The following is a 22,663-nucleotide window of genomic DNA, read 5'->3' as shown; positions in this document are numbered from 1 at the left end:
TATCCGTTAAAACATACAGGAATGCACGGCGGAAATAACCGCTTGATGCCACGGATACATCCGTGCATCATCCGGGCTATGAACCGAGACAGCTTCCTTGCCCCCGTCGAAGCCTATCTGCGCCGCACCGGCCTGTCCGAGGCGCATTTCGGCAATCGTGCCGTCAATGACTGGACCTTCGTGCAGCGCCTGCGCGCCGGCCGCGTCACCATCCGCATCGCCGAGCGCGCACTGGCCTGGATTGCCGAACAGGATGCGGCGGCGCAGCTGCGGGCGATGCCAGTGGGGGCGGGTGCTGCGGAGAATCTGTCTCATACCGACAATCTGCCGCCCCGCGCGGCGGAATGACAGGGGGTACAGACATGCCGAAAACCCCGCTTCCTGACCGCGCTGCCAGCACCACCGGGCGCACCCCCTACAAGCCCCGGCCCGCCGGGAGCGTGAAGGCCGCGACCAGCCTGCTGGTGACGGCCGTGGGCGGCACGCCGGTGGCGGCGGAGCATCTGGGCTGCAGCCAGACGCATGTGCAGCGCTGGACTGACCCGGCGGAGCCGGCGCGCACCATGCCGGTGCATCGTGTGATGACCCTACAGCGCATCGCAGGATTTGCGCCGGTAACCGAGTTCCTGGCCGCCGAGATGGGCGGGGTGGTGCTGTGGCTGCCCGTTGCCGATGGCGGCGATGTGGCGCGCGACTTCGCGGCGCTGGGTGAGGCCGCCAGCAAGCTGTTTGCCGACTACGGCGCGGCGCTGGCCGGGCCGGAAAGCCCTGGCCGCGTCGATCCTCGCGAGGCGGCGCGCATGGTGCCGATCGCTGACCGGCTGATGGCGGCGCTGGCGCATCTGCGCGGCGACCTGAAGGTGATCATCGAAGGTGAGGGTGGCGGCCATGGGTAAGGCGGTGTCACTCGACCATGCCGGGGTCTATGAGGTTATCGAGGCTTACCGGCTGCCCTATTACCTGGCGGCGGCCTTCGAGGCGGTGGTGTGCGCCGGGCGCTTTGGCGTGCCGGTGCGTACCGACCTGGCACGGGCGGTGGCGTACCTCAACCGCATGCAGCGTTGCACCACCCCGGCCATGAAGCCGAAACCGGCACGGGCTTCGGTGCAGCGGCGGCTGCCGCCGAGCAAAGTGACTGGCCTGCTGGTAGGCGCCGGGAAATGGCCGGGAAGCTGGCAGCATGAGAGTGAGCGCGCGGGTATCGCCGCGCTGCTGCTGCTTTCTGTCTGTCAGGTCAGTGTGTTAGGCAATCACGTCACGACCGGCCCGAATGCGCTGCTCATCGCCGCCCATTATCTTACGGAAATCGTTAACGCCCCGGTGCAGGGTAGGGCCAGCTGATGGGCGCGCATCTGGGCGAGCTGACGCCGCTGCAGGCCCGGCTGGTGCGCTGTGTCGCCGACTGGCATGCCGAGACGGGCGGCTGGCCCAGCGTGCTGCAGCTGGCGACGGTGCTGGACCAGGCCTACGGGTCAATCTATGACCGGGTCACCATCTGCGCGCGCAAGAAATGGCTGCTGCGCGGCACCCAGCGCGACCCCGGCATAAGGCTGGCGCCCGGCGCCGATATCGCGCGCATGCGGGTGGCCGGGGTGGCCGCGCTGAAGGCAGCCGGCGGTGCGGCGGGCGGCGAGGCCACGCGAAAACGCCACCGGGCGGCGCGCAAGGCAAAACAGCAGCGCATCTGCCTGTGCTGCGGCAATCCTTTCGACAGCGACGGCAAGCACAACCGCGTCTGCGGATCCTGCAAGGGCACCGATGGCTGGCGGGCCGGCGACCTGGATGCCGGCTACCGGGTGGTGCTGTGATGGGCGCACCGAACCGGTCATCCGCCGTGATGCAGCAGCGCAAGGAAGCGCCGGACGGGCTGGATTACTTTCCGACGCCGCCCTGGGCAACCCGCGCGCTGTGCGAGCATCTGAACCAATGGGGAGATATCTCCGGCGATACGGTATGGGAGCCGGCCTGCGGAGAGGGCCATATGGCGCGACCGCTGGGCGAGTATTTCGCGCAGGTGGTGGCCAGCGACATTCACGATTACGGCTTCGGCACTGTGCATGACTTCCTGTCCGCCGGCACGCTGCTGGATGCGCCCGCCCCGCTGGACAACCCCGACTGGATTATCACGAACCCGCCCTTCAACAAGGCCGCCGAATTCGCCCTTCGTGCCGCCGGTCTGGCGCGCGAAGGCTTTGCACTACTGGTGCGGACGGCCTTCCTGGAAGGGGTGACACGGCATGCCGAGCTGTTCAGCCAGCATCCGCCGGCCTGGGTGCTGCCTTTCTGCGAGCGGGTGCCGATGGTCAAGGGCCGGGTGGACCCAGATGCGGCCAGCGCCACCAGCTATTGCTGGATGATCTGGCTGCAGCATCGCTCTGTTTCTTTCAATGCGGCGCCGGCACTGGCGTGGATTTCACCCTGCCGCAAGCGGCTGGAACGCCCGGAGGATTACCGGCTGGTGCCGGCTGGCGAGGTGGCGTGATGGGTGCCGGTTTTACAGCGCGCCATAACGCTCGAAATAGCGGCACAGCAGTGCCACCGGTTCCGGCACGGCGCGGGTGCCGCGCTCATAATGCCGCACCGCATCGGATGTGGTGCCGTCCGGCCGGACCGACAGCCCCAGCACGCGGGCCGCAGCGGCTTGGGTCAGCCCAAGCCGCTGGCGCCATGCCGCGAACTCTTCCGCCGTCACTCGTAGAACTCCAGCACCAGCCGGTAATCTGCCGCCAGGGCATCGGAGCGGCGGGCCAGCCTGTTGGCAACAATCAGGCGGCGACAGGCCGCGATCACCATTTCGTCGCCGGCATCCTTGGCGCGCTCCAGAACATTCCAGGTGATGTGCATTTTCGGGGTCATTTCCGGGTTCCTTTCCTTTTCGAGGGCAACTCGTTTTCTGTCCCTTGTATATACTATGCCAATGGCACAGTTTCAAGTCTTACCGGTCTGATTTCGCAGTGTTTTCGGAGGGCGGGGTGATGGGCGCCGCCGCGCATATCCCCTCGGTCATGGCAAGGGTTCGGCCGGTCTGCGGGGCGGCGGGCTGCCGCGAGGCGGCCTCGGTCGAGTTGCCGTTCTGCCGCGCGCACTGGCGGGCGCTGCCGGCGGAGACTCGGCGGGCGATCGTGCGGCAATGGCGCATCGGCTATGGCACGGGCGCGGAGGCCGCTAGCTTCCAGACGGCGGACGCGGTGCGGTCTGCCAGGGAGTTTCTGGCCGAGTCGCAGGCGATCGCCCGCACGGCGCGGGTGATCGAGGCGGCCAGCGCCGACCTGTTGCGGCGGGCGGAAGCGTGTGTGGCCCATCGTGCGGCAGGGAGGGCGGGGTGATGGCTGTCACTTCCCTGCGCGTGCTTGTGGGCTGCGAGTTTTCCGGCACCGTGCGTAACGCCTTCCTGACGCGTGGCCATGATGCCTGGTCCTGCGACCTGCTGCCTGCGGAGGATGGCAGCAACCGGCATATCGTTGGCGATGTGCGCGATCATCTGGACGATGGCTGGGATCTGCTGGTTGTTGCCCATCCGCCCTGCACACGGCTGTGCCGGTCTGGCCGGCGCTGGCTGTCCGGGCCGGGCCATATGACGCCGCCAAAGCAGTTGCCGAAGGGCCGCAGCTGGGCGGACATGCGGGCCGAATTCGAGGCCGGGCTTGATCTCTTCATCGCCTGTTGGCGTGCGCCGGTCGCGCGGGTGGCGATCGAGAACCCCGAAATGCACGATATTGCGCGGGCGCGTTTGCCGGCGGATGTGCCGCGCCCGCAGATGGTGCAGCCCTTCTGGTTCGGCCATCCCGAATACAAGGCGACGGGCTGGTATCTGCGTGGCCTGCCGGCACTGCGCGAAACCGAACGTCTGCCGGAACCGCCGAAAGGGTCGGAGGCCTGGAAGCAGTGGAACCGCGTCTGGCGCATGCCGCCGGGCGCGAATCGCGGTCATGAGCGCAGCCGGTTCTTCCCCGGCATGGCCAATGCGCTGGCTGATCAGTGGGGCGGCTTTGCCATGGCGCAGGTCGGGGAGTGCGCCGCATGAGCGCCCACTTCACCATCAAGCCGGGCAAGCCCCATGCCGCGCCCCTGCAGCATCGCTGCCGCCAGTGCGGCGGGCCGGCTTCCTATGGCTATGACGTTGCCTTGCGCGAGGGCCTGCTGGGCCGCTGGTACTGCCGTGATCACCGTCCGGCGGAGAGTGGCGCGGTGGCGCATGAGCGCCGGCCGGTGGGTAAGCAGGGGGAACTGCTGTGAGCCGGGTGCCGGAGCATATCCTGCAGGCGATCCGCGACCGGCTGCCGCTTTCCGGCATCATCGGGCGGCATGTGCGCCTCAAGCGCACCGGGGCCGACCATACCGGCCTGTGCCCGTTCCACAATGAGCGGTCGCCATCCTTCACCGTGAATGACGGCAAGGGCTTCTATCACTGTTTCGGCTGCGGCGCGCATGGCGATATTTTCCGCTGGCTGGCCGAAAATGAGGGTCTGGATTTCCGGGCCGCTGTGGCGCGCGCGGGCGATCTGGCGGGCGTGGACACCCGACAGTGGACACAGCCCGCCAGCGGCCATTTAACGGATGCAGTTTCAAAGCCTGAAAATGCCGCCGCCCGGCGCTTGCGCGCCGCTGGAACAACTAAGGTTATGGGCGGCCCGGAAGCAGCGGCCTGGGCGGCGGCACGGCGGGCGCGGGAGGAAGAACAGCGCCAGTCGCTGGCGAAGCGCATCGCCTATGCGCTGGAGCTGTGGCGCGGGGCGCAGCGGATCGGCGGCACGCCGGGAGAGGTTTATTTCCGGGGGCGCGGTATCACCTGCGACCTGCCGGTCAGCTTACGCTTCCATCCTGCCGTGCCGCACCCGATGCTGCGCTGGCGCCCGCTGCCGGCGGTCGTCGCCGCCGTCCAGAAGCCCGATGCGCAGCTTCTTGGCGTGTGGCGCATTTATCTGGCGCCGGACGGCAAAGGCGGCTGGCGCAAGGCCGGGGTGCATGAGGGTCTGCCGCCCAAGGAAGGTGCCAAGCTGGGGCTGGGCGATGTGCGCGGCGGGGCGGTGCGGCTGTGCCGGGCCTATTCCGGGCTGGCGGTTGCCGAGGGCATCGAGACGGCACTGGCTGTGATGAGCGATACGCCAGGTCAGGGCTGCTGGGCGGCGCTGTCCTGGGGCGGCATGGCCGGCATCGTGCTGCCGGAAATCGTGACCCGACCGCTGATCATCATGGACCATGATTCGGCGCGGTTCGAGGCCAGCAAGAGCCGTCCCTTCGGCATATGGCGGCGGCCGGGTATCGAGGGCGGGTTGCGGCTGGCCTATCGCTGCATCGCGCAGCGCCGGCACCCGCGCCTGTGGCTGTCCGCCCATGAGGGCAATGATTTTCTGGATGATCTGGTGGCCAGCGGCAGCGCCGGCCGGGGGGTGGCGGCGTGACGGAAAAAACCCCGGACCCCGGAAAAGGGAATGCGCGCGATGAAGCGCAGGGCGGGTTGCTGGACAGCGCGGCGCCCTTCGAGACGCACCAGATTGCCACCATCTGGCAGGACGGGCAGGCGGAGGGCGAACAGCCCGACCCGGCGGAGCTGGAACTGTGCCGGCTGTTGCGCAACGATATCGGCAATGCCGAGCGGCTGCGGCGGCGCTTCGGCGGCGTGCTGCTCTATGTGATCGATGTTGGCTGGCACTGGTGGGACGGGACGCGCTGGGATATGCAGCGCGGCGAGATCGAAGCCCAGAAGCTGGGACACCGCACCAGCCGGGCCATCTTCGGCGAGGCCCGCGCCCTGGCGCTGGAAGGGCCGGGCCGGGTGCTGGTGACCGACAAGGAAACCGGCGCGGTCATCGAGCAGGAAGAGACCATCGCCGAATTCGTCAAGCGGGTGGATGCGCACCGGCGCTGGGCCAGCACCAGCGGCAACGCGCCGAAACTGAAAGCGCTTCTGGAACAGGCAGCGCCCTACCTGTCGGCGCGGGTGACCGAACTGGATTCCAGCCCCTGGCTGCTGAATTTGCCGAACGGCACGCTGAACCTGGCGGCGGAGCGGGTACCGGACATGCCTGCCGCCGGCATGCGGGCGCACGATCCCGCCGACCTGATCAGCAAGGTGGCGCGGGTAAAATATGACCCGGACGCTGCCTGCCCGATCTTCGATAGCTTCATGGCGGAAATCCTGCCCGATGCGGATGTGCGGGCCTTTCTGCAGCGCTGGTTCGGATACTGCCTGACCGGGCTGACTGTCGAACAGTGCCTGGTCTTCCTGTATGGGACGGGTGCCAACGGCAAGTCCACGCTGGTCGAGTTGCTGCTTTGGATACTGGGCGACTATGCGATGACGCTGAATTTTGCGTCGCTCTATCACGATGACCGCAAGCGCGGCGGCGAGGCGACGCCGGATATCGCGCAGCTGCCGGGGGCGCGCATGGTGCTGGCCAGCGAGCCGGAAGCCGGGGTGCGGTTTTCCGAATCGCTGGTGAAGACGCTGACCGGCGACGAGAGCATCAAGGCGCGGAACCTCAACAAGGGGTTCTTCGAGTTCACCCCGGAATTCAAGCTGACCTTGGCCGGCAACCACAAGCCGACCATCCGGGGGCAGGATGAGGGCATCTGGCGGCGCATCCACCTGGTGCCCTTCACCGTGCAGATCCCGAAGGAACGGCGCGACCGCAAGCTGAAGGACAAGCTGCGGGCGGAGGCCAGCGGCGTGCTGAACTGGCTTATCGAGGGCGCGCGCGAGGTGCTGGAACATGGGCTGATGCCGCCGGCCAGCGTGGCGGCGGCCACCGAGCAATACCGGGCGGAAAGCGATCAGCTGGGGCAGTTCCTGAATGACGAGACGGAGAAGGTGCCGGGCGCGCGGGTGCAGGCCACCATACTGTATGGCCGCTATTGCGACTGGTGCCGGGAGAATGCGGCGGAGCCGATCAGCGCCACGCTGTTCGGGCGGCGGCTGCGGGACCGGGGCATGGAAAGCGAGAAGTACGGGGTGATGTACTGGCGCGGCATCGAATTGCGCCAGAAGGAGGAACCCCGGACCCCGGACGATGGGAGCGGCGGGCATGGATAGGGTGGTGGTGGCGTTCAAACCCTCCAACCTTCCACAACCCTCCATGGGAAAAGACACGGTTTATCAATGACTTTGGAGAGTTGGAGGGTTTGGAGGGTTTCCCGCGTCACGTATAGAGCATGCGAAGACCTGTCTTTCTTCTCATGCGATGTATGGGGAAAACTATCCAAACCCTCCAAAGTAAGCGTAAGCATTTGAGTTGTAACGGTTAATGGCGATGGAAGGTTTGAAAGCCAACCTTCCATACCCTCCAAACCCTCCAGACGGGAGTGACGGCGATGGCGAAGGCGAGGATGGATAAGGTGGCGTCTTTCGACAGCGGGCTTGATCTGCTGCCGGGGCGGACCGCACGGGTGCGGTGGACGGATGAGGGTGGCGACCGGGTCGAGCGGGTGGCAAAGCCCTACCGGGCGCCGGCACGGCAGCCGGTGCGGTTGATCCCCGATGTTACGGTCGAGCCGGACGTCTGGGATGCGGCGCTGGTGCGTTGGCATCTGATCGACGCCATGCGCACGCTGCGGCGGCTGCCGGGCGGGCTGGCCATCGGGAGGATGCGCTGCGGCCTGCCGGAGCCGGTGCGCAGCGCGGTGGAAGCTTATGGCTATGAGCGGGTCTCGGTGCGGCTGGCGCCGGATGCGGCGGCGATCGACCGGCTGGACCGGGCGCTTGATTGGCTGCTGTGGGTCGGCAATCCGGTGGACAGGCTGATCGTCACCGGCACGGCCCTGGGGCTTTCGCTGCGGGCGGTGGCGCAGGAGCTGCTGGCCAGCGGCCGGCTGGCCTGCAGCCATGAGACGGTGCGCACGCGCGAGCGGGCGGCGCTTGAGCTGGTCGCGGCGCGGCTGAACCGGCATGCGGACAGGCGGCAGGCGGGTCGGAAATGATTTGACAATATGCCCGGAATTTGACAATCCTCCCTGTATCGCTGACGTAGTGCGCCCGGTTGAGCCGAAAGGTTCCGCCGGGCGTTCTCGTTTGTGGTGTGCCGTCCTCATGTGAGGGTGTCGAGATAGCCTCCCTAAACTGACGAAGCCCTGGCCGGGATGACCCCGCGCCGGGGCTTCGGCTTTTCAGGGCGGCAAGAGGGGAGCCGATGGGCTGGTCACCGCCGAAGCCATGCGCCAGGCCGGGCTGCGGCGCGCTGGTGCAATCGGGCAGGTGGTGCCCGGCACACAAGCCGGCGCCGCGACCGACAGCGCCGAAGCCATACGATGCGGAGAAGCGGCGGCCCTACAAGACGGCGGCATGGTTGCGGTTCCGCAAATGGTTTCTGACCCAGCATCCGGTGTGCTGCACACCAGGATGCGGGCAGCCGGCCACCGAGGTCGATCACATCATCTCTCTGGATGATGGCGGCGCGCATCTTAGCACCTCGAACAGTCAGGCGCTGTGCAAGCCGTGCCACAGCCGCAAGACAGCGCGGCAGGATGGCGGCTTTGGCCGCCGCAAGGGGAGGGGGTAGGCAAATCTCTACACCCCTGCCGCTTAGGACCGTTTGCGGTAGTCACGTTTATGCGTCCGCGAAATTGGAGAATCAGGAAAGTTTGTCATGCGTGGCCGGCCACCGAAGTCCAATGAGCTGAAAGCTTTGCAGGGCGATACGCGGCGTAAGGGATCGCGTAAGGCAAAGGCGGAAGTGAAGGCGACAGCCGCCAAGGAATCGGCACCGGTTGAAACGCCGCCGGTCGATCCGATGGCGCCGCCGCCGGAAGTGACGGGCCGGGCGGCTGACATCTGGAAAAGGGATTTTTTTTCGATCGTCCGCGATGGCTTCGTGAAGGCGACGGACCTGCAGCTGTTCGCGCTCTACTGCCGGGAGCTGGCACGATACGAAACGCTCGATGCCATCGTGGCGCAGAATAACGGTTTCTATGAAACCACCTCTAAGCACGGGAAGATGCTGCGCAAGCATCCCGCCGTTGATCTGCGCGACAAGGCGCTGGCCATGGTGATGAAGATGCAGGTTGAGCTGAACCTGACGCCGAAGTCCTGGATGCAGACCGCCTCCGTGCGCGATGTTCGCCAGCTGATGTTGCCGCTGATGCCCGGCCGCGATGGCGTGAAGCAGCCGAAGCCGCAGGCGGAGGCAGACAGCGCGCCGCAGCCTTCGCCGAGCGAGACGGCGGCGGGCAACCTGTCCTCGTTCCTGGCCGGGAATCCATCGCGCCAGGTGCATTAGGCGATGGTGGAACCGGGGCACGCTCCCGCGCTGCGGTGCGGCGGCGACGTCGATGCTTATATCGAACAGGTCCGCATGGGCCTGATTGCCGACCGTCCGACGCGTTATTGCATCGACGTGGTGGACGGCAAGATCCCGGCGGGCCGGCTGAACAAGCTTGCCTGCCAGCGCCATCTGGACGATCTGCGCACAGGCCCGGCGCGCGGCCTGGCCTGGCATCTGCCGGCGGCGGATTACGCCATCAACTTCTTCCCCCTGCTGCGGCACAGCAAGGGCGAGTGGCGCGGCCAGCCGGTCATGCTGCAGCCCTGGCAGTGCTTCACGGTCGGGTCAGTCTATGGCTGGAAGCGAACCGGCGACTGGCTGCGCCGCTATGTGAAAGCGTTCGAGGAAGTGCCGAAGAAGAACGGCAAGTCCACGAAGCTGGCGGGTGTCGGCCTGTTCGCCCTGGTGGCGGACGGGGAGCAGGGGGCGGAGGTCTATGCCATCGCCACCAAGCGCGACCAGGCACGCATCATCTTCAACGAGGCGCGCGAGATGGTGCGCACCTCACCGGAACTGAAGAGCCGCCTGCGGCCCTTTCAGAACAATATCTCGGATGAGGAAACCTATTCGAAGTTCGAACCGCTGTCGGCGGATGACAAGACGGCGGATGGTCTGAACCCGTCCATGGCCCTGGCCGACGAGCTGCACCGGCACAAGAAGCGCGATCTGCTGAACCTGTTCGACAATGCACTGGGTGCGCGTCGCCAGCCGATTCTGTGGATCATCACCACGGCCGGCGATGACAAGCCGGGCACACCCTACGATACCGAGCGCGAATATGCGCGCAAGGTGCTGGAAGGTGCGCTGGAAGACGATACCTACTTCGCCTTCATCGCCTGCGCCGATATCACCGGCGCCGATGATGACGATGACTGGCGCGACGAGACAACCTGGATCAAGGCCAACCCGAATTACGGGATCAGCGTGAAGGCGGCTGATATGGCGCGCATGGCGGCCAAGGCGGCCGGCGCACCGGATGCGCTGGCCGACTTCCTGCGCTTCCGGCTGGGGGTGAGGCAGTCGGATGTGAATGCCAGCATCCGCATGGTGGACTGGAAGAGGAACACGCAAGGCCCGATCGACCTGGCGGCGCTGGCCGGCCGGCGCTGCGTCATCGGGGTGGACCTGTCGGCGAAGACCGATATCACGGCGACGGTAAAGGTCTTCCCGCCGGTGGAAGAGGGGGAACGCTGGATCTGGGTATGCCGGTTCTGGATGCCGGAAGCGCGGGTGAATTACCTTACCGACATGGACCGGGCGCCCTATCGGCGCTATGTCGAGGAAGGCTGGATATCGACCTGTGACGGCAACCGCATCGATTACAATGATGTGTTGGCCAGCCTGATGGCGGATTACGAAACCTATCAGGTGAGCGAGGTTACGTTCGATCCCTGGAACGCGGGCACGCTGGAAGCTGATCTGATGGATCAGGGCGTGCCGGTATCGGAATTCCGCCAGGGTATGTTCAGCTATTCGCACCCGACCAAGGAATTCCTGGACATGGTGCTGGACGCCAAGCTCGAACATGGCGGCAATCCAGTGCTGCAGCTGATGGCGGCCAACCTGGTCTGCAAGACCGACGACAACAAGAACAAGATGCCGGCGAAGGGCCGCAGCCGTGGCCGGATCGACGGCATATCCGCCGGCATCATGGCGCTGGGCCGGGCGATTACGCCTGGTGCCGAAGCGCCGAAAGGCCCGTCTGTGTACGAGGGCCGCGGCATTCTGATGGTCTGATCGAGGACAGAAAGCATGGCATTGACGAGCTGGCTGCGCGCTGCCCTTGGGATGGCCCCAAAGGCAACGGCGCAGCGCTTCGACCTGACCAATATGTCACCGGAAGATATGCGGGATTTCCTGCGCATCGGTGGCAGCATGGCAACAACCTCGGGAGTTTCCGTCACCGAATCCTCTACTATGCGCGTCGCAGCCGCCTGGCGTTGCACCCAGATCATCTGCGGCGCGGTATCCTGGATGCCGCTTGACCTGGTGATCCGGGAATCGGAGAAGGTCCGGCGCCCTGCGGTCGGGCATCCGCTGCGCCATGTTCTGACCGTGCGCCCGAATACCTGGCAGACGCCGAAGGAATTCCGCCAGATGATGCAGGCGCAGATGCTGCTGCGCGGCAATGGGTACGCCCGCAAGGTTATGGCTGGCAGCCGGCTGGTCGGGTTGATTCCGCTGCACCCGGACAGGGTGAGGCCGGAACAGATGTCCGACATGAGTATTCGCTATCATGTCACCCGGCCGGACGGGCAGAGCCTTACCCTGACGCAGGCCGATATGCTGCATCTGCGCGGTCTGTCACTGGATGGCTGGCGCGGCCTGTCGGTGATGTCCTGCATGCGTGAGGCGCTGGGCCTGTCGATCCAGGCGGAACATGTGGCCGCCCGGTTGTTCAAGGATGGCACGCTGGCCGGCGGTGTGTTCACCCACCCCAGCACGCTGACCGAGCCGGCCTATAACCGGCTGCGCGACTCGCTGGCGGAGAAGCATGGCGGCGCGGAGAACGCGCACAAATACATGATCCTGGAAGAGGGGATGAAGGCGGAGGCGCTGGCCATGTCGGCGGAGGACGCGCAGTTCCTGCAGACCCGTGACTTCCAGCGGTACGACATCGCCATGTTCTTCGGTGTGCCGCCGCACCTGATCGGCGCGACCGAGAAGAGCACCAGCTGGGGCAGCGGTATCGAACAGCAGAATATCGGCTTCGTTACCTACACCCTGGCCGACTGGCTGCGCACCTGGGAAGAATCGATCAAGCGCGATCTGATGTCGGCTTCCGAGGCCGAGACCATGGATGCGCGCTTCTCGACGGCCGGCCTGCTGCGCGGCGACGTGAAGAACCGCTGGGGCGCCTATGTGCAGGCGCTGCAGTGGGGTGTGTACAGCCCCGATGAAGTGCGCGCACTTGAAGACGAGAACCCCCGCGCGGACGGGGCGGGCGGTGTGTATTACGACCCGCCAAACACGGCGGGCCTTCCGTCCGGCACGGCCGCTGGTGATCGCCAGCATGACCATGAAGAGGATCGCGTGCAATGAGCTTGCGCCAGCTGCCGAAGATTCAGGCCCTGCAGATCGATGGTCTGACATGGGAAGCCCCGGTTTCCGCCCTTGCCAAATGGCCGGCGGAGATCCGCGCCGCCGACACGGAGGGCGAATCCATCATCAATATCTATGGCGTGATCGGCGCCGATTTCTGGGGCGATGGCATCACTGCCGCCTCGGTCGCCGCCACCCTCCGCCAGATCGGCAACAAGCCGGTGACGGTCTCGATCAATTCGCCCGGCGGTGACATGTTCGAGGGCATCGCCATCTACAATCTGCTGCGCCAGCATCCGGCGGAAGTCACGGTCAAGATCGTGGGCTATGCCGCCAGCGCCGCCAGCGTCATCGCAATGGCGGGCGACAATGTGCTGATCGCCAGGTCCGGCTTCCTGATGATTCACAATGCCTGGGTCTGTGCGTGCGGCGACCGGCACTACTTCACCGAGATCGCGGCCATGCTGGAACCGTTCGACGCGGCGATGGCCGATGTCTATGCCAGCCGCAGCGGCCAGGACAAGGATGCCATCGCGGCGATGATGGATGCGGAGACCTGGATTGGTGGCGTTGCCGCCATCGAACAGGGCTTCGCCGACGATTACCTGCCGGCTGATCAGGTGACGGCCGAACCGGAGGAAGCTGCGGCCCAGTCCGCAGCCCGGCGCCTCGATCTGGTGCTGGCGAAAGCCGGCCTGCCGCGTTCCGAGCGGCGCAGCCTGATGAAGGATTTTCGCGGCACGCCAGGCGCTGCCGCCTCCGCCATGCCTGGCGCTGGCGATCTCGTGGCCGACCTCCGGTCGGTCATCGCTACTCTCAAATCGTAGGAGGCCCAGATGGGCATGATGGATATTCACAGCCGCAAGGGTCGCGGCACGATCCTTGGTGGTGTCCGCGCGGATGCGACGGGCGCCGAGGCGAAGAAGCTGATGGCGGACATCAAGACCGCTTTCGAGGAATTCAAGGCGGCAAATGACAAGGAACTTGCCGACCTGAAGAAGGGGCTTACCGATGCGGTGCAGTCGGAAAAGGTGGACCGCATCAACGCAAGCATCAGCGACCTGCAGGCGCAGCTGGCCGATCTCGCGACCAAGCAGGCGGCGGCACAGATCGGCGGCGGCGATGGTAATGCCGACGAGGTCAAGGCGCTGGCCAGCTTCCGCCGCGATACCGGCCAGGATGTCAGTGCCGAGGATTTCCGGGCCTATGGTCCGTCGCTGAACACTTATCTGCGGCGCGGCCAGTCCACCCCCTCCGCCGTCCTGGCGCAGATGAGCGTCGGGTCCGATCCGGCTGGCGGCTATACCGTGATGCCGACCATGAGCGACCGCATCATGACGCGCATCTACGAGACCAGCCCGATGCGGCAGCTCGCCTTCGTCACCACCATCGGCACCGACCGGCTGGAAGGCTTCAACGATCTGGAGGAAGCCGAGGCCGGCTGGGTTGGCGAGACCGAGACCCGGCAGGACACGGCGACGCCGGGTCTTGGCATGTGGGCGATCCCGGTGCATGAGGTGTTTGCCCAGCCGAAAGCGACGCAGAAGCTGCTGGACGATTCGGCCTGGGATATCGAGGGCTGGCTGGCGGACAAGGCGTCGGACAAGATGGCGCGGACGGAGACCACGTCCTTCTTTGCCGGCACCGGCGACAAGCGCCCGCGCGGTCTGCTGACCTATGCCACGGCGGCGACGGCGGATGCCACGCGCCCCTGGGGTACCTTCGAGCATATCAACACCGGCCAGTCCGGTGCCTGGCCGGCGGCCAATCCCGGCGACGCGCTGATCGACCTGGTGTTCAGCCTGAAGGCGGCATGGCGCAACAACGCCAATTTCTGCATGTCGCGGAATACGGTGGCTGCGGTGCGCAAGCTGAAGGACGAAGAGGACCGTTACCTCTGGCAGCCGAACTTCGAGGCCCGCCAGGGCGGCCTGCTGCTGGGCTATCCCATCGTGGAAGCCGAGGACATGCCGGCGATCTCCGCGAATGCGCTGTCCATCGCCTTCGGTGATTTCCGCGAGACCTACACCATCGTGGACCGGGTTGGCATCCGGGTGCTGCGCGATCCGCTGACCCAGAAGGGGTTCGTGAAGTTCTACACGACCAAGCGGGTCGGCGGCGGCGCCACCAGCTTCGAGGCGATGAAGTTCCTGCGCTTCGGCAGCTGATCCCAGCCGGATCAAAAGACACGAGAAGGGGCGGGTTGCCGAGGCACTCCGCCCCTTCTGCTTTTGCCCTTGTCACTCGCGATCATTGAAAGGATAGGACAATGTCCCTGCGAGACCTTCGCAATAATCTGGGCGCCGCCGAATCGGTGCGCCCGGCCGTCCATGCCGACAGCGTCACCGGCGAGATCGTCGATACGCGTGGTTTCGATTCCGCCATGGTGCTGGTGCAGACCGGTGCCATCGCCGGCGCTGGCGACTTCACGCCGAAGCTGCAGCACAGCGACACCACCACGGGCGGCGATTTCACCGATGTGGAAGCCGCCGATCTGCTGGGCGACTTCCCGGTGATCCTGACGGCAAACGGTGTGACGCGCGTCGGCTATGCCGGCCCCAAGCGTTATCTGCGCGCGGTGCTGACCAAGAATGGCGGCACCTCCATCGCGGCTTCGGCCTCGGTGGTTCTGGGCCATCCGCACCAGCGCCCGGTGGCCTGACGGCAACCATATCCCGTAATTCCTACAGGCGGGCTGGCCCGCCAGCGAGGACATACAAATGGCGACCAAGACGATCACCATGACCGAGACCAAGCCGGGCAGCCCGGATGGCGCGACGGTCAATACCTACGAGAAGGGTGTGACCTATGAGGACATGCCCGACGCTCTGGCGGATGAGTTCCTTCGCGCCAAATGGGCGGTGGAGGGCACGGGCAAAAAGAAGTCTGGCACCGCAGCCGTCGCCGAACCGCCGGCCGCGTAGGCACCCGGACTGGATGAACAGGGCCGCTTCCCGGTGACGGGCGGCGGCCCTTTCCAATAGAGGGCAAGATGCATCTTATCCCGGTTGCGCCACCAGCCGAGCTACCGCTGACCATCGCCGCCCTGAAGGAACACCTGCGCGTCGATGGTGCCTATGATGACGCGGTGATCGAATCCTACCTGTCCACCGCAATGGCCTATATCGACGGTCGCGATGGTGTGCTGGGCCGGGCGCTGGTGGCACAGGACTGGGCGGTACAGCTGGATGGCGGCTTTCCTTCCGGCGGCGGTATGATCCGTCTGCCGCTGCCGCCGCTGCGTGACGTGACGGAGATTGCCTATATCGACCCGGCGGGCGTTGAACAGGTGCTGGATGCGGCGGCCTATCAGGTGCTGACCAACCGGGAACCGGGCGAGGTGCGCCCGGCCTATGGCCTGACCTGGCCGGCGACGCGCTGCCAGCCGGCCGCCGTCACCATTACCTACACCGCCGGCTTCGGCGACGCGGCAGCGGTGCCAGAGGATTACAAGCATCTGCTGCGGTTCCTGGTCGCGCACTGGTATGCGCAGCGCGAGCCGGTGACTGTCGCCGGCAGTGTCAATTCCATGCCGCTGTCGGTGCAGGCTCTGGTTGGCAAGCTGCGCATCTGGGGATTCCGCTGATGGCGCTGCAGGCGGGGAAGCTGGACCGGCGCCTGCGGATCGAGCGCAAGGCGGTGTCGCGCGACGCCTATCTGGCGGAGGTGGTCAGCTGGCAGGAGGTCGCCACGGTCTGGGCCAGCAAGCGCGATCTGTCCGGGCGGGAATTCTTCGCCGCTGATGCCGTGCAGTCGGAAGTCACGACCGAGATCACTATCCGCTGGCGTGCCGGCATCGGCCCGGAACTGCGGCTGGTGCTGGACGGTGCGGCCTATGATATCGAATCGGTGACCGAGATCGGCCGCCGGGAAGGCTTGCTGCTGCGCTGCACGCGCGGCGGTACTGTGCCGCTGCTGGTTGAGCTGTCCGGCCATCTGGCCCTTGCCGCGACTCTGGCCGGTAATCTGCGGGTGGAGAAGCGGCTTGCTGGCGTGCTTACCGGTGGCCTGGCGATGACCGGCGATCTGAAGACGCGCGGCGATGTCCTGTTGGCCGGCGCACTGCATGGTGCGCTGCTGCTGACCGGGCGGCTGGCGGGCGCCGGTGCCGCGCTGTCCGGCACGATCACCGGCACGCTGGCAATGGCCGGCGCCCTGCGGGTTGAAAAACGTCTGGCCGGTAACCTGGCCGGTGGCATTTCCCTGGAAGGCACGGCGCTGGTGGCGCGTCATCTTGCCGGTGGTTTGCAGGGCGGCCTGACGCTGGCCGGTGATCTGACCGTGCCGCCGTCCGGTGATCCATCCTGGGAGATGGTCTCGCTCTCGATGCCGATGGATGGGGAAGAAGCCTCCACCACTCTGGTGGATGTAAAGAATTCCTGGCGCAGCTTTACCCGCATCGGCAGCACGGCGGCACTGGATACGGCGGTGAAGCAGTTCGGCACGGCCTCGCTGTCGATCGGAGCGCAGAGCTATTTCCGTTGCGACAATGCCGTGGCGTTCGATTTCGGGGCTGGCGACTTTACGGTGGAGGCCTGGTATCGGCGCGGTGCCGGTTCTGGCAACAGGTGGATCGCCGCTAAATGGGGATCGGGCACAAAGGCAACGGCGGCGAGCTGGGGTTTGTATGAGCAGGATTCCAAGCTGACCTTCGTCTATTACAACCAGTCGAACAGCTTTATGTCGCTGAATCTTGACCACACGCCGATCGAAGGAACCTGGCGGCATGTCGCGGTGACAAGGGAGGCGGGTACCTTCCGCCTCTATGCTGATGGGGTGAAGCTGGGGGAGATGTCCAACGGCGATGTGATCCGCAGCGGCGTGGCGCCCTTCTCGGTCGGCGGTTTTGATGGCACCTCACATCTTGGTGAGCCCTGCCATCTGGAAGATGTGCGGGTGACCAAAGGGGTGGCGCGCTATACCGGTGAAAGCTACAGCGTACCCACCGGTCCGCATCCGGTGGAAAGCCCGGAGACGGGCGATCTGTGGACGCCGCTGCAGCAGGGTGATCTGGCGCTGTGGCTGGATGCCGCCGACGATTCGGCGGTGTCGGTGGATGCCGGCGCGGTCAGCGCATGGGCGGACAAGAGCGGTAATGCAAGGCATGTGGGGGAGGTCAACGCCTCGCGCCGCCCAGCCTATCAGGCGGCGGGGTGGCCGGGCGGCCTGCCCTGCATCGACTGGGATATTGCGGCGAACGTGAAGCGGCTGTTTCACGATCCGGGCGTCGCCGGTCAGGACTATCGGATCAACTTCGTGGTGGCAGTCTGGGACGATCCGGCCGGTACCTTCCCGACTTACAACGCGCTGTTCGGTGGCTATGCACAGGCGGGCCTGAATTCGGGTGTCTGCCTGGCTGTTGCATCCGGCGGCACCAGCTGGTTCACCGGCGGCGCCGGGGCCTGGCATGCCGGCCAGACATTCCACAATGGCGCGGCGGCTGCTGATCTGACGGCGATGCCGCTTATCCAGTCGCCCTTCATCGTTCGCGCCGACAGCGCCGCCGCGACGAATGCGCAGGGCGTGACCATCGGCAACAACCGCAATTACATCAGCAACAACTATGGCTGGCGCGGGCGGGTCGCTGAAGTGGTCTCGGTGTCGGTAGCGATCAGCCTTGCCGACAAGCAGCGCATCGAAGGGTATCTCGCCCACAAATGGGGCATCGCCCTGGAAGCAGGGCATCCCTACGAGTCTGCCCCACCGATAATCTAAAGGAGATCAGCATGGCGAATTTCTCGACCTATACCCGGCAGGCGATCGCCAACTGGCTGCGCGGCAACGCCGCCATGCCGGCGCAGGCGCAGCCCTATGTCAGCCTGTGGGATGGCGACCCGACCGATGGCGGCAGCGATGTGACGGCGATGATCCGCCCGGCTGGCCGCGTGGCTGTCACCTTCGGCGCGCCGACAGACGGCGCAATGGCGAACAGCACCGCCGTCGATTTCGGCGAGGCGGATGGCGGCGCCAGCGTATCGCATTACGCGCTGCATGACGCGGCGACGGACGGCAACATGCTGGGCAGCGTGGCGCTGGACTCCTCGAAGGTGGTGAATGCCGGCGACCCGGTCAGCTTCCCGATCGGCGACCTTACGGCGGACGTGGATTAGCCATGGCGCGCAAGAGCCAGATCCTCGGTGCTGCCGCGCTGGACAAGGTGCTGGGCCAGCTGCCGCGCCGAATCGAAGAACAGACGGTGCTGAAGGCGCTGCGGGCTGGTGCCAGCCCCATCGTGAAGGATGCGAAGAAGCGCGTGCCGGTGCGCAGCGGCAAGCTGAAGAAGGCAATCACCGTGCGCAAGGGCAGCCGCAGGCGGACGGCCAAGGGCGGCGGACAGCTGGTAATCGGCTTCAAGCCGCCGGTCAGCCGCCGTGCGCATCTGACCGAGTTCGGTACGAGCAAGCAGCCGGCGCAGGCCTTCATGCGGCCTGCCATCGAATCGCAGGGGCAGGCGGCGATCGATGCCATCGGCAAACGGCTGGGCGGCGATATCGAAAAGGCGGCGGAAGCACTGGCCGGCCCCTATGCCAAGTCCGGCCTGGGCAAGAGCCGGCGGCGGAGGCGGTAGGTATGGCTCCCCCCGTCTATCGGATGGAACAGGCGCTGGCGGCCTGGCTGCTGGCGCAGCTGCCGGTCGCGGCGATTCTTGGTGCCCGTCTCTATCCGCTGGTGTTGCCGCAGGAGGGTCAGCTGCCGGCGGCGACCTATCAGCGCATCGGCGCCGATATCGAATATGACCTGGACGGGCCAGCCGGGCTTGAGCGCCCGCTGGTGCAGATCGATTGCTGGGGGTCCAGCTTCGCCGATGCGCGCGGCCTGGCCGGTGCCATCCGCGATGCGCTGCACGGCTATGCCGGGCCGATGGGGGATGTGACCGTGCAGCGCATCATCATCGAGCGCGAGGCCGACGAATACGAGGCGGAGACGCAGCTTTACCGTTGCGGCGCGGATTACCGGATTTCCGTCAGCACCTGACGCTGGCGGTGAATAGTGTGATGGCAGAGGCCGCCGGGGAACCGGCGGCCTTTCTTTTTGAAAGGAGAGCGATATGGCAGGCGAATCTAGCCAGGGTTCCGGGCTGTTCTACGAAGACCCGAACACGCCGGACACCTGGATCAAGGTGGCCGGTGTGGTGAGCATTGACGGCCCGACCGGCAGTTCGAGCGAACTGGATGCCAGCGACCTTGATTCGACGGCGCGGGAATATGTTCCCGCCTTGCCGGACGAGGGCAGTGTCTCGCTGGAAATGAACCTGCTGCACGGGAATGCAACGCAGGAATTCATGCAGGACGCGAAGATCGCGCGTACCACCCACAACTGGCGTATCCGCCAGAAGGTCGATCCCGACAAGGGCATCACCTTCGCCGGTTATGTCAGCGAGTTCTCGTTCGCCGCCGGCACCGACGCGATCAAGAAGATCAGTGCCACGTTGCGCGTGACCGAGGCTGTCTCGCGTTACGACCTGACCCCGGACCCGTAATCACCGGCGAACCGCGACTGGTGGCCATTTAACGGCGCCGGTCACCCCTTCCGTCTTCCTGCCTTCCTAGTGAGGAAACATGACTAAAGTGAAAACCACCCAGACCACGGGCGGCGGGCTGCTGTCCGCCGCCGCTATCCTGTCCGCCGCCGATCTGCCGCATGAGGATGTGGCTGTACCGGAATGGGGCGGCACTGTCCGTATCCGCACCATGATGAGCCGGGAGCGCGACGAGTTCGAAACCTGGCTGATCGCCAACCAAGGCAAACACCAGAATGTGCGTGGGCATCTGGTGGCCCTGTGCGCGGTTGGCGATGACGGCCAGCGGCTGTTCACCATCGAGCAGGCGTCGGCGCTGGGTGAGAAATCGGCTAAGGCAATGGACCGGTTGTTCGATGTGGCGCAGCGGCTGAATGGGATGGGCGCGGCGGACATCAAGGAACTGGAAAAAAACTGATCCAGCGGCCAGACCGGCGCTTCGCCTTTCGGCTGGCGCTGGCTCTCGGCCGCACGGTGCGCGAATTGCACACCAGCCTGGACGCGCGCGAGTTCGCGGAGTGGCAGGCTTTCGACCAGCTTGAGCCGATCGGAGCGCCGGCCGCCGAACTGCGCACCGGTATCCTCGCCGCCAACATTGCCAATGCCGCGCCGCATCGGAAGCGGGCCAAACCTTTCGTGCCGAAGGATTTCATGCCGCATCTGGCGCGCGAGGAAAAGCTTGCCTGGGCGGCACTGGGTTTCGACCGGCAGGCGGACATCGTCGCGGAGCGGCTGCTGGCGCGCTTCGGCGCCGGCAGCAAGAAGGAGACGTAAATGGCGACCATCGGCAGTCTCGTGGTGGATCTGGTCGCGCAGACCAGCAGCTTCCAGGCGGACATGGGCAAGGCGCAGGCGGCGCTGAACAGCGCGGGCGCACGAATGAATCGTGTGCTGTCCGGTGTCGAGCGAGGCTTCGGCGGGTTCAACCGGTCGGTGCAGCAGAGCATCGGCGGCATCTTCAACCTGCGCGGCGCAGTAGCCGGTCTGCTGGGCGGTGCCGGTCTCGGTGCGATCATCAACGGGTCGCTTGAAGCGGCTTCCGCAATTGACGATGTGGCGCAGAAGGCCGGTGTCTCCGCTGCCTTCCTTCAGGAGATGCGCTTTGCCGCGTCGCAGAACGGTGCCTCGGCGCGGGACATGGATGATGCGATCACGCGCCTCAACCGCCGGCTGGGTCTCTTCGTCACCACCGGCGGCGGTCCGGCAAAGCAGGCCATCGAAGCGCTTGGGCTGTCGGTGCGGGATTCCAGCGGGCAGCTGCGCGGTTCCGAGTCGATCTTCGAAGAGGTGACCGGCAAACTGGCGGCATTGTCTTCGGAAGCCGAGAAGTCGGCGCTGGCCAGCCAGCTGTTCGGCGAGGATGCCGGCCCGCGTCTGGTGCAGTTGCTGAATCAGGGGGCGGACGGCATCCAGGGTCTGCGCGAGCGCGCGCAGTCGCTTGGCCTTGTCATGGATGAATCGCTGATCCGGCAGGCCAAGTCGGCCAGCGACAATCTGGGCGCGCTGGGGCAGGTGATCAAGACGCGGGTGACGGTGGCGGTGGCACAGCTGGCGCCGCAGATCGACCGGCTGGTGACCGATGCGCTGGCGGTGTTGCCGGCGCTGGTGACGCGCGCCGGCCAGGCCTTCGAGTTCCTGAACAAGCATATGTGGGTGGCAACCACCATCATGGGGGCAATGGCCGGCGCCAAGCTGGGGTCGGTATTCGGTCACTGGGGTGCGCTTATCGGCGCGGTGGCCGGCGCGCTGGGCGGGGCCTTCGTTCCGTCGATGGTTAAATCCGCGATGGCGGCAGATGACACGGCCAGCAGCCTGAATCAGGTGACCGAGTCGGCCAGCCGGCTGTCGCGCGTCGGCAATGTGGGGGGGGGCCTTGCTGCCGATCTGCGCAAGGCGCAGGAGGAAGCCGCAGCGCTGCTGGACCGGATCGACAATCGCTGGCTGCAGGCGACCGGCCAGCAGCTGGCGCTGATCGAGAAGCGCAAGAACGAGGAACTGGCGGCGCTGGAAGCAACCGCCGCCAGTGCCGAGCAGAAGGCCGCCGCGACGGTGAAGATCGAGCAGTCGGCGGCAGCGGAGATTGCCGCCATTGCCAAGCGCGGCGCGGAAGAGCGGGCGCGCGAGACGGAGCGGGTGGCGCAGGAGGCGGCGCGGGCGGAGGAAAAGCGGCAGGGCTTTGTCGATCGCGTGACACAGGATTACCTGCAGGCGACGGGCCAGCAGATCGCGCTGATCGAGCGGCGCCGCGAAACTGAACTGGCGGCGCTGGATCAGCTGGTGCTGTCGGAGAGCGCCGCCGCCACGGCGCGCGAACAGATCGTCGCTGCCGCCGAAGCGCGCAAGAGTGAGATCGTCACCGCCGAGGCGGAACGCCGGCAGGGCATCGTGCAGCGGATCGAGGCGGCCTGGTTGCAGGCGACCGGTCAGCAGGAGGCGCTGATCCAGCGCCGCCGTGATGCCGAGCTGCGCATGCTGGAAGATATCGGCCTTGGTGAGGAACAGCTGGCGCAGCTGCGCGTGATGGTGAACGACACGGCGGCAGCCGAGATTGCCGATATCCACGCCCGCGAGGCGGAGAAGCTGGCCAAGGAACAGGAGCGCGCCGCGCAGGAGGCGGAGCGCGGATGGGAGCGGTTCGGCGACCGGACCAAGGGCGTGCTGGAAGACCTGGTGCAGGGCGGCAAGTTGTCGCTGCAGGGGCTGATCAGCCTGGCCGACGATGCGCTGCAGGCGGTGTTGCGGTCCAGCGGTGCTGCGGGCGCCGGGCAAGGGCAGAGCACCGGCGGACTGATCGGAACCGCCTTCGCCAGCCTGCTGGGCTTTGCTGATGGCGGCCGGCCGCCGG

General features: G+C 66.1%; 30 protein-coding genes. 28 read left to right on the top strand and 2 right to left on the bottom strand.

The features are described from left to right. The first annotated feature begins 78 nt into the window (after positions 1-78). The 5 genes from P24_RS17365 to P24_RS17345 are packed head-to-tail and all read left to right on the top strand — an operon-like array spanning position 79 to position 2,482. Positions 79-348, top strand: coding sequence for a hypothetical protein (locus P24_RS17365; protein WP_008946057.1), 270 nt, complete (start codon positions 79-81; stop codon positions 346-348). 14 nt (positions 349-362) lie between these two features. Next, positions 363-896 (top strand): phage regulatory CII family protein, encoded by a 534-nt coding sequence (locus P24_RS17360; RefSeq protein ID WP_008946056.1) that lies wholly within the window; start codon positions 363-365, stop codon positions 894-896. After that, a complete protein-coding gene (locus P24_RS17355; RefSeq protein ID WP_008946055.1) occupies positions 889-1,341 on the top strand; it encodes a hypothetical protein in 453 nt (150 codons plus the stop codon). Before P24_RS17360 ends, P24_RS17355 begins: the two co-directional genes overlap by 8 nt. Further along, on the top strand, positions 1,341-1,808 hold the full coding sequence (locus tag P24_RS17350) for a LexA family transcriptional regulator (RefSeq protein ID WP_008946054.1): 468 nt from the start codon (positions 1,341-1,343) through the stop codon (positions 1,806-1,808). The genes P24_RS17355 and P24_RS17350 overlap by 1 nt, the downstream gene beginning before the upstream one ends. Beyond that, positions 1,808-2,482 (top strand): SAM-dependent methyltransferase, encoded by a 675-nt coding sequence (locus P24_RS17345; RefSeq protein ID WP_008946053.1) that lies wholly within the window; start codon positions 1,808-1,810, stop codon positions 2,480-2,482. The genes P24_RS17350 and P24_RS17345 overlap by 1 nt, the downstream gene beginning before the upstream one ends. A gap of 12 nt (positions 2,483-2,494) precedes the next feature. Here the strand turns inward: P24_RS17345 and P24_RS20330 are convergent, their stop codons facing one another. Both P24_RS20330 and P24_RS20325 read right to left on the bottom strand, forming a co-directional pair. After that, positions 2,495-2,692, bottom strand: a complete 198-nt coding sequence (locus P24_RS20330; protein WP_008946052.1) for a helix-turn-helix domain-containing protein — start codon at positions 2,690-2,692, stop codon at positions 2,495-2,497. Then, on the bottom strand, positions 2,689-2,856 hold the full coding sequence (locus P24_RS20325; protein ID WP_192813261.1) for a hypothetical protein: 168 nt from the start codon (positions 2,854-2,856) through the stop codon (positions 2,689-2,691). Before P24_RS20325 ends, P24_RS20330 begins: the two co-directional genes overlap by 4 nt. Before the next feature lie 98 nt (positions 2,857-2,954). On the opposite strand from P24_RS20325, the gene P24_RS17335 reads away from it, so the two are divergent. The 23 genes from P24_RS17335 to P24_RS17225 all read left to right on the top strand — a co-directional run. After that, positions 2,955-3,326 (top strand): hypothetical protein, encoded by a 372-nt coding sequence (locus P24_RS17335; RefSeq protein WP_156816364.1) that lies wholly within the window; start codon positions 2,955-2,957, stop codon positions 3,324-3,326. Continuing rightward, on the top strand, positions 3,326-4,024 hold the full coding sequence (locus P24_RS17330; protein ID WP_008946050.1) for a hypothetical protein: 699 nt from the start codon (positions 3,326-3,328) through the stop codon (positions 4,022-4,024). The genes P24_RS17335 and P24_RS17330 overlap by 1 nt, the downstream gene beginning before the upstream one ends. Beyond that, positions 4,021-4,236 carry a hypothetical protein gene (locus tag P24_RS17325; RefSeq protein ID WP_008946049.1) on the top strand — a complete coding sequence of 72 codons (216 nt, stop codon included), beginning with the start codon at positions 4,021-4,023 and terminating at the stop codon, positions 4,234-4,236. Before P24_RS17330 ends, P24_RS17325 begins: the two co-directional genes overlap by 4 nt. After that, positions 4,233-5,402, top strand: coding sequence for a CHC2 zinc finger domain-containing protein (locus P24_RS19510; RefSeq protein WP_008946048.1), 1,170 nt, complete (start codon positions 4,233-4,235; stop codon positions 5,400-5,402). The genes P24_RS17325 and P24_RS19510 overlap by 4 nt, the downstream gene beginning before the upstream one ends. Next, positions 5,399-7,033 (top strand): DNA primase family protein, encoded by a 1,635-nt coding sequence (locus tag P24_RS17315; protein ID WP_083859859.1) that lies wholly within the window; start codon positions 5,399-5,401, stop codon positions 7,031-7,033. The genes P24_RS19510 and P24_RS17315 overlap by 4 nt, the downstream gene beginning before the upstream one ends. 278 nt (positions 7,034-7,311) lie before the next feature. Then, on the top strand, positions 7,312-7,917 hold the full coding sequence (locus P24_RS19505; RefSeq protein ID WP_156816363.1) for a DUF6362 family protein: 606 nt from the start codon (positions 7,312-7,314) through the stop codon (positions 7,915-7,917). Positions 7,918-8,126: 209 nt separating this feature from the next. After that, positions 8,127-8,495, top strand: a complete 369-nt coding sequence (locus tag P24_RS19890; RefSeq protein WP_008946045.1) for an HNH endonuclease — start codon at positions 8,127-8,129, stop codon at positions 8,493-8,495. A gap of 87 nt (positions 8,496-8,582) precedes the next feature. Continuing rightward, on the top strand, positions 8,583-9,212 hold the full coding sequence (locus tag P24_RS17300; RefSeq protein ID WP_008946044.1) for a P27 family phage terminase small subunit: 630 nt from the start codon (positions 8,583-8,585) through the stop codon (positions 9,210-9,212). Positions 9,213-9,215: 3 nt separating this feature from the next. Further along, positions 9,216-10,994, top strand: a complete 1,779-nt coding sequence (locus tag P24_RS19500) for a terminase large subunit (protein WP_008946043.1) — start codon at positions 9,216-9,218, stop codon at positions 10,992-10,994. Positions 10,995-11,009: 15 nt separating this feature from the next. Then, positions 11,010-12,299, top strand: coding sequence for a phage portal protein (locus P24_RS17290; protein WP_008946042.1), 1,290 nt, complete (start codon positions 11,010-11,012; stop codon positions 12,297-12,299). After that, the gene (locus P24_RS17285; RefSeq protein WP_008946041.1) at positions 12,296-13,126 is read left to right on the top strand and encodes a head maturation protease, ClpP-related; all 831 of its coding nucleotides are present in this window, start codon (positions 12,296-12,298) and stop codon (positions 13,124-13,126) included. The genes P24_RS17290 and P24_RS17285 overlap by 4 nt, the downstream gene beginning before the upstream one ends. A 9-nt stretch (positions 13,127-13,135) precedes the next feature. Beyond that, positions 13,136-14,467 (top strand): phage major capsid protein, encoded by a 1,332-nt coding sequence (locus P24_RS17280; protein WP_008946040.1) that lies wholly within the window; start codon positions 13,136-13,138, stop codon positions 14,465-14,467. 101 nt (positions 14,468-14,568) lie between these two features. Further along, positions 14,569-14,961, top strand: a complete 393-nt coding sequence (locus tag P24_RS17275) for a hypothetical protein (protein ID WP_008946039.1) — start codon at positions 14,569-14,571, stop codon at positions 14,959-14,961. A 58-nt stretch (positions 14,962-15,019) separates the two neighbouring features. After that, a complete protein-coding gene (locus P24_RS17270; protein ID WP_008946038.1) occupies positions 15,020-15,223 on the top strand; it encodes a hypothetical protein in 204 nt (67 codons plus the stop codon). A 68-nt stretch (positions 15,224-15,291) separates the two neighbouring features. Then, positions 15,292-15,885: a head-tail connector protein gene (locus tag P24_RS17265; protein ID WP_008946037.1), complete on the top strand. Its 594-nt coding sequence runs from the start codon at positions 15,292-15,294 to the stop codon at positions 15,883-15,885. Next, on the top strand, positions 15,885-18,014 hold the full coding sequence (locus P24_RS19495; RefSeq protein ID WP_008946036.1) for a phage head closure protein: 2,130 nt from the start codon (positions 15,885-15,887) through the stop codon (positions 18,012-18,014). The genes P24_RS17265 and P24_RS19495 overlap by 1 nt, the downstream gene beginning before the upstream one ends. A gap of 11 nt (positions 18,015-18,025) precedes the next feature. Next, a complete protein-coding gene (locus P24_RS17255) occupies positions 18,026-18,409 on the top strand; it encodes a phage tail fiber protein (protein ID WP_008946035.1) in 384 nt (127 codons plus the stop codon). Between the two features lie 2 nt (positions 18,410-18,411). After that, positions 18,412-18,867, top strand: a complete 456-nt coding sequence (locus P24_RS19490) for an HK97-gp10 family putative phage morphogenesis protein (protein ID WP_008946034.1) — start codon at positions 18,412-18,414, stop codon at positions 18,865-18,867. A 2-nt stretch (positions 18,868-18,869) separates the two neighbouring features. Beyond that, positions 18,870-19,274 carry a DUF3168 domain-containing protein gene (locus P24_RS19485; protein WP_083859858.1) on the top strand — a complete coding sequence of 135 codons (405 nt, stop codon included), beginning with the start codon at positions 18,870-18,872 and terminating at the stop codon, positions 19,272-19,274. Positions 19,275-19,347: 73 nt separating this feature from the next. Next, entirely contained in the window at positions 19,348-19,779 is a 432-nt protein-coding gene (locus P24_RS17240) for a phage tail tube protein (protein ID WP_008946032.1), read from the top strand. 79 nt (positions 19,780-19,858) lie between these two features. Then, entirely contained in the window at positions 19,859-20,236 is a 378-nt protein-coding gene (locus P24_RS17235) for a hypothetical protein (protein WP_051013182.1), read from the top strand. A 56-nt stretch (positions 20,237-20,292) separates the two neighbouring features. Next, a complete protein-coding gene (locus P24_RS17230; RefSeq protein WP_156816362.1) occupies positions 20,293-20,592 on the top strand; it encodes a phage tail assembly protein T in 300 nt (99 codons plus the stop codon). Further along, the coding region (locus P24_RS17225) for a phage tail tape measure protein (RefSeq protein ID WP_008946029.1) at positions 20,593-22,663 on the top strand (2,071 nt) is incomplete at its 3' end.

Source organism: Oceanibaculum indicum P24 (assembly GCF_000299935.1).
Taxonomy (GTDB): domain Bacteria; phylum Pseudomonadota; class Alphaproteobacteria; order Oceanibaculales; family Oceanibaculaceae; genus Oceanibaculum; species Oceanibaculum indicum.
This window is presented reverse-complemented; position numbering and strand designations above follow the sequence as displayed.

What these genes read in the sequence shown, in the direction of transcription:
- P24_RS17240 (WP_008946032.1), top strand. Translation starts at nt 19,348, where the DNA reads ATGGCAGGCGAATCTAGCCAGGGTTCCGGGCTGTTCTACGAAGACCCG.
- P24_RS19500 (WP_008946043.1), top strand. Translation starts at nt 9,216, where the DNA reads ATGGTGGAACCGGGGCACGCTCCCGCGCTGCGGTGCGGCGGCGACGTC.
- P24_RS17300 (WP_008946044.1), top strand. Translation starts at nt 8,583, where the DNA reads ATGCGTGGCCGGCCACCGAAGTCCAATGAGCTGAAAGCTTTGCAGGGC.
- P24_RS17280 (WP_008946040.1), top strand. Translation starts at nt 13,136, where the DNA reads ATGGGCATGATGGATATTCACAGCCGCAAGGGTCGCGGCACGATCCTT.
- P24_RS17365 (WP_008946057.1), top strand. Translation starts at nt 79, where the DNA reads ATGAACCGAGACAGCTTCCTTGCCCCCGTCGAAGCCTATCTGCGCCGC.
- P24_RS17265 (WP_008946037.1), top strand. Translation starts at nt 15,292, where the DNA reads ATGCATCTTATCCCGGTTGCGCCACCAGCCGAGCTACCGCTGACCATC.
- P24_RS17235 (WP_051013182.1), top strand. Translation starts at nt 19,859, where the DNA reads ATGACTAAAGTGAAAACCACCCAGACCACGGGCGGCGGGCTGCTGTCC.
- P24_RS17360 (WP_008946056.1), top strand. Translation starts at nt 363, where the DNA reads ATGCCGAAAACCCCGCTTCCTGACCGCGCTGCCAGCACCACCGGGCGC.
- P24_RS17255 (WP_008946035.1), top strand. Translation starts at nt 18,026, where the DNA reads ATGGCGAATTTCTCGACCTATACCCGGCAGGCGATCGCCAACTGGCTG.
- P24_RS17325 (WP_008946049.1), top strand. Translation starts at nt 4,021, where the DNA reads ATGAGCGCCCACTTCACCATCAAGCCGGGCAAGCCCCATGCCGCGCCC.
- P24_RS19485 (WP_083859858.1), top strand. Translation starts at nt 18,870, where the DNA reads ATGGCTCCCCCCGTCTATCGGATGGAACAGGCGCTGGCGGCCTGGCTG.
- P24_RS17290 (WP_008946042.1), top strand. Translation starts at nt 11,010, where the DNA reads ATGGCATTGACGAGCTGGCTGCGCGCTGCCCTTGGGATGGCCCCAAAG.
- P24_RS19495 (WP_008946036.1), top strand. Translation starts at nt 15,885, where the DNA reads ATGGCGCTGCAGGCGGGGAAGCTGGACCGGCGCCTGCGGATCGAGCGC.
- P24_RS17355 (WP_008946055.1), top strand. Translation starts at nt 889, where the DNA reads ATGGGTAAGGCGGTGTCACTCGACCATGCCGGGGTCTATGAGGTTATC.
- P24_RS19890 (WP_008946045.1), top strand. Translation starts at nt 8,127, where the DNA reads ATGGGCTGGTCACCGCCGAAGCCATGCGCCAGGCCGGGCTGCGGCGCG.
- P24_RS20325 (WP_192813261.1), bottom strand. Translation starts at nt 2,856, where the DNA reads ATGACCCCGAAAATGCACATCACCTGGAATGTTCTGGAGCGCGCCAAG.
- P24_RS17270 (WP_008946038.1), top strand. Translation starts at nt 15,020, where the DNA reads ATGGCGACCAAGACGATCACCATGACCGAGACCAAGCCGGGCAGCCCG.
- P24_RS17350 (WP_008946054.1), top strand. Translation starts at nt 1,341, where the DNA reads ATGGGCGCGCATCTGGGCGAGCTGACGCCGCTGCAGGCCCGGCTGGTG.
- P24_RS17285 (WP_008946041.1), top strand. Translation starts at nt 12,296, where the DNA reads ATGAGCTTGCGCCAGCTGCCGAAGATTCAGGCCCTGCAGATCGATGGT.
- P24_RS19505 (WP_156816363.1), top strand. Translation starts at nt 7,312, where the DNA reads ATGGCGAAGGCGAGGATGGATAAGGTGGCGTCTTTCGACAGCGGGCTT.
- P24_RS17275 (WP_008946039.1), top strand. Translation starts at nt 14,569, where the DNA reads ATGTCCCTGCGAGACCTTCGCAATAATCTGGGCGCCGCCGAATCGGTG.
- P24_RS17330 (WP_008946050.1), top strand. Translation starts at nt 3,326, where the DNA reads ATGGCTGTCACTTCCCTGCGCGTGCTTGTGGGCTGCGAGTTTTCCGGC.
- P24_RS19490 (WP_008946034.1), top strand. Translation starts at nt 18,412, where the DNA reads ATGGCGCGCAAGAGCCAGATCCTCGGTGCTGCCGCGCTGGACAAGGTG.
- P24_RS17345 (WP_008946053.1), top strand. Translation starts at nt 1,808, where the DNA reads ATGGGCGCACCGAACCGGTCATCCGCCGTGATGCAGCAGCGCAAGGAA.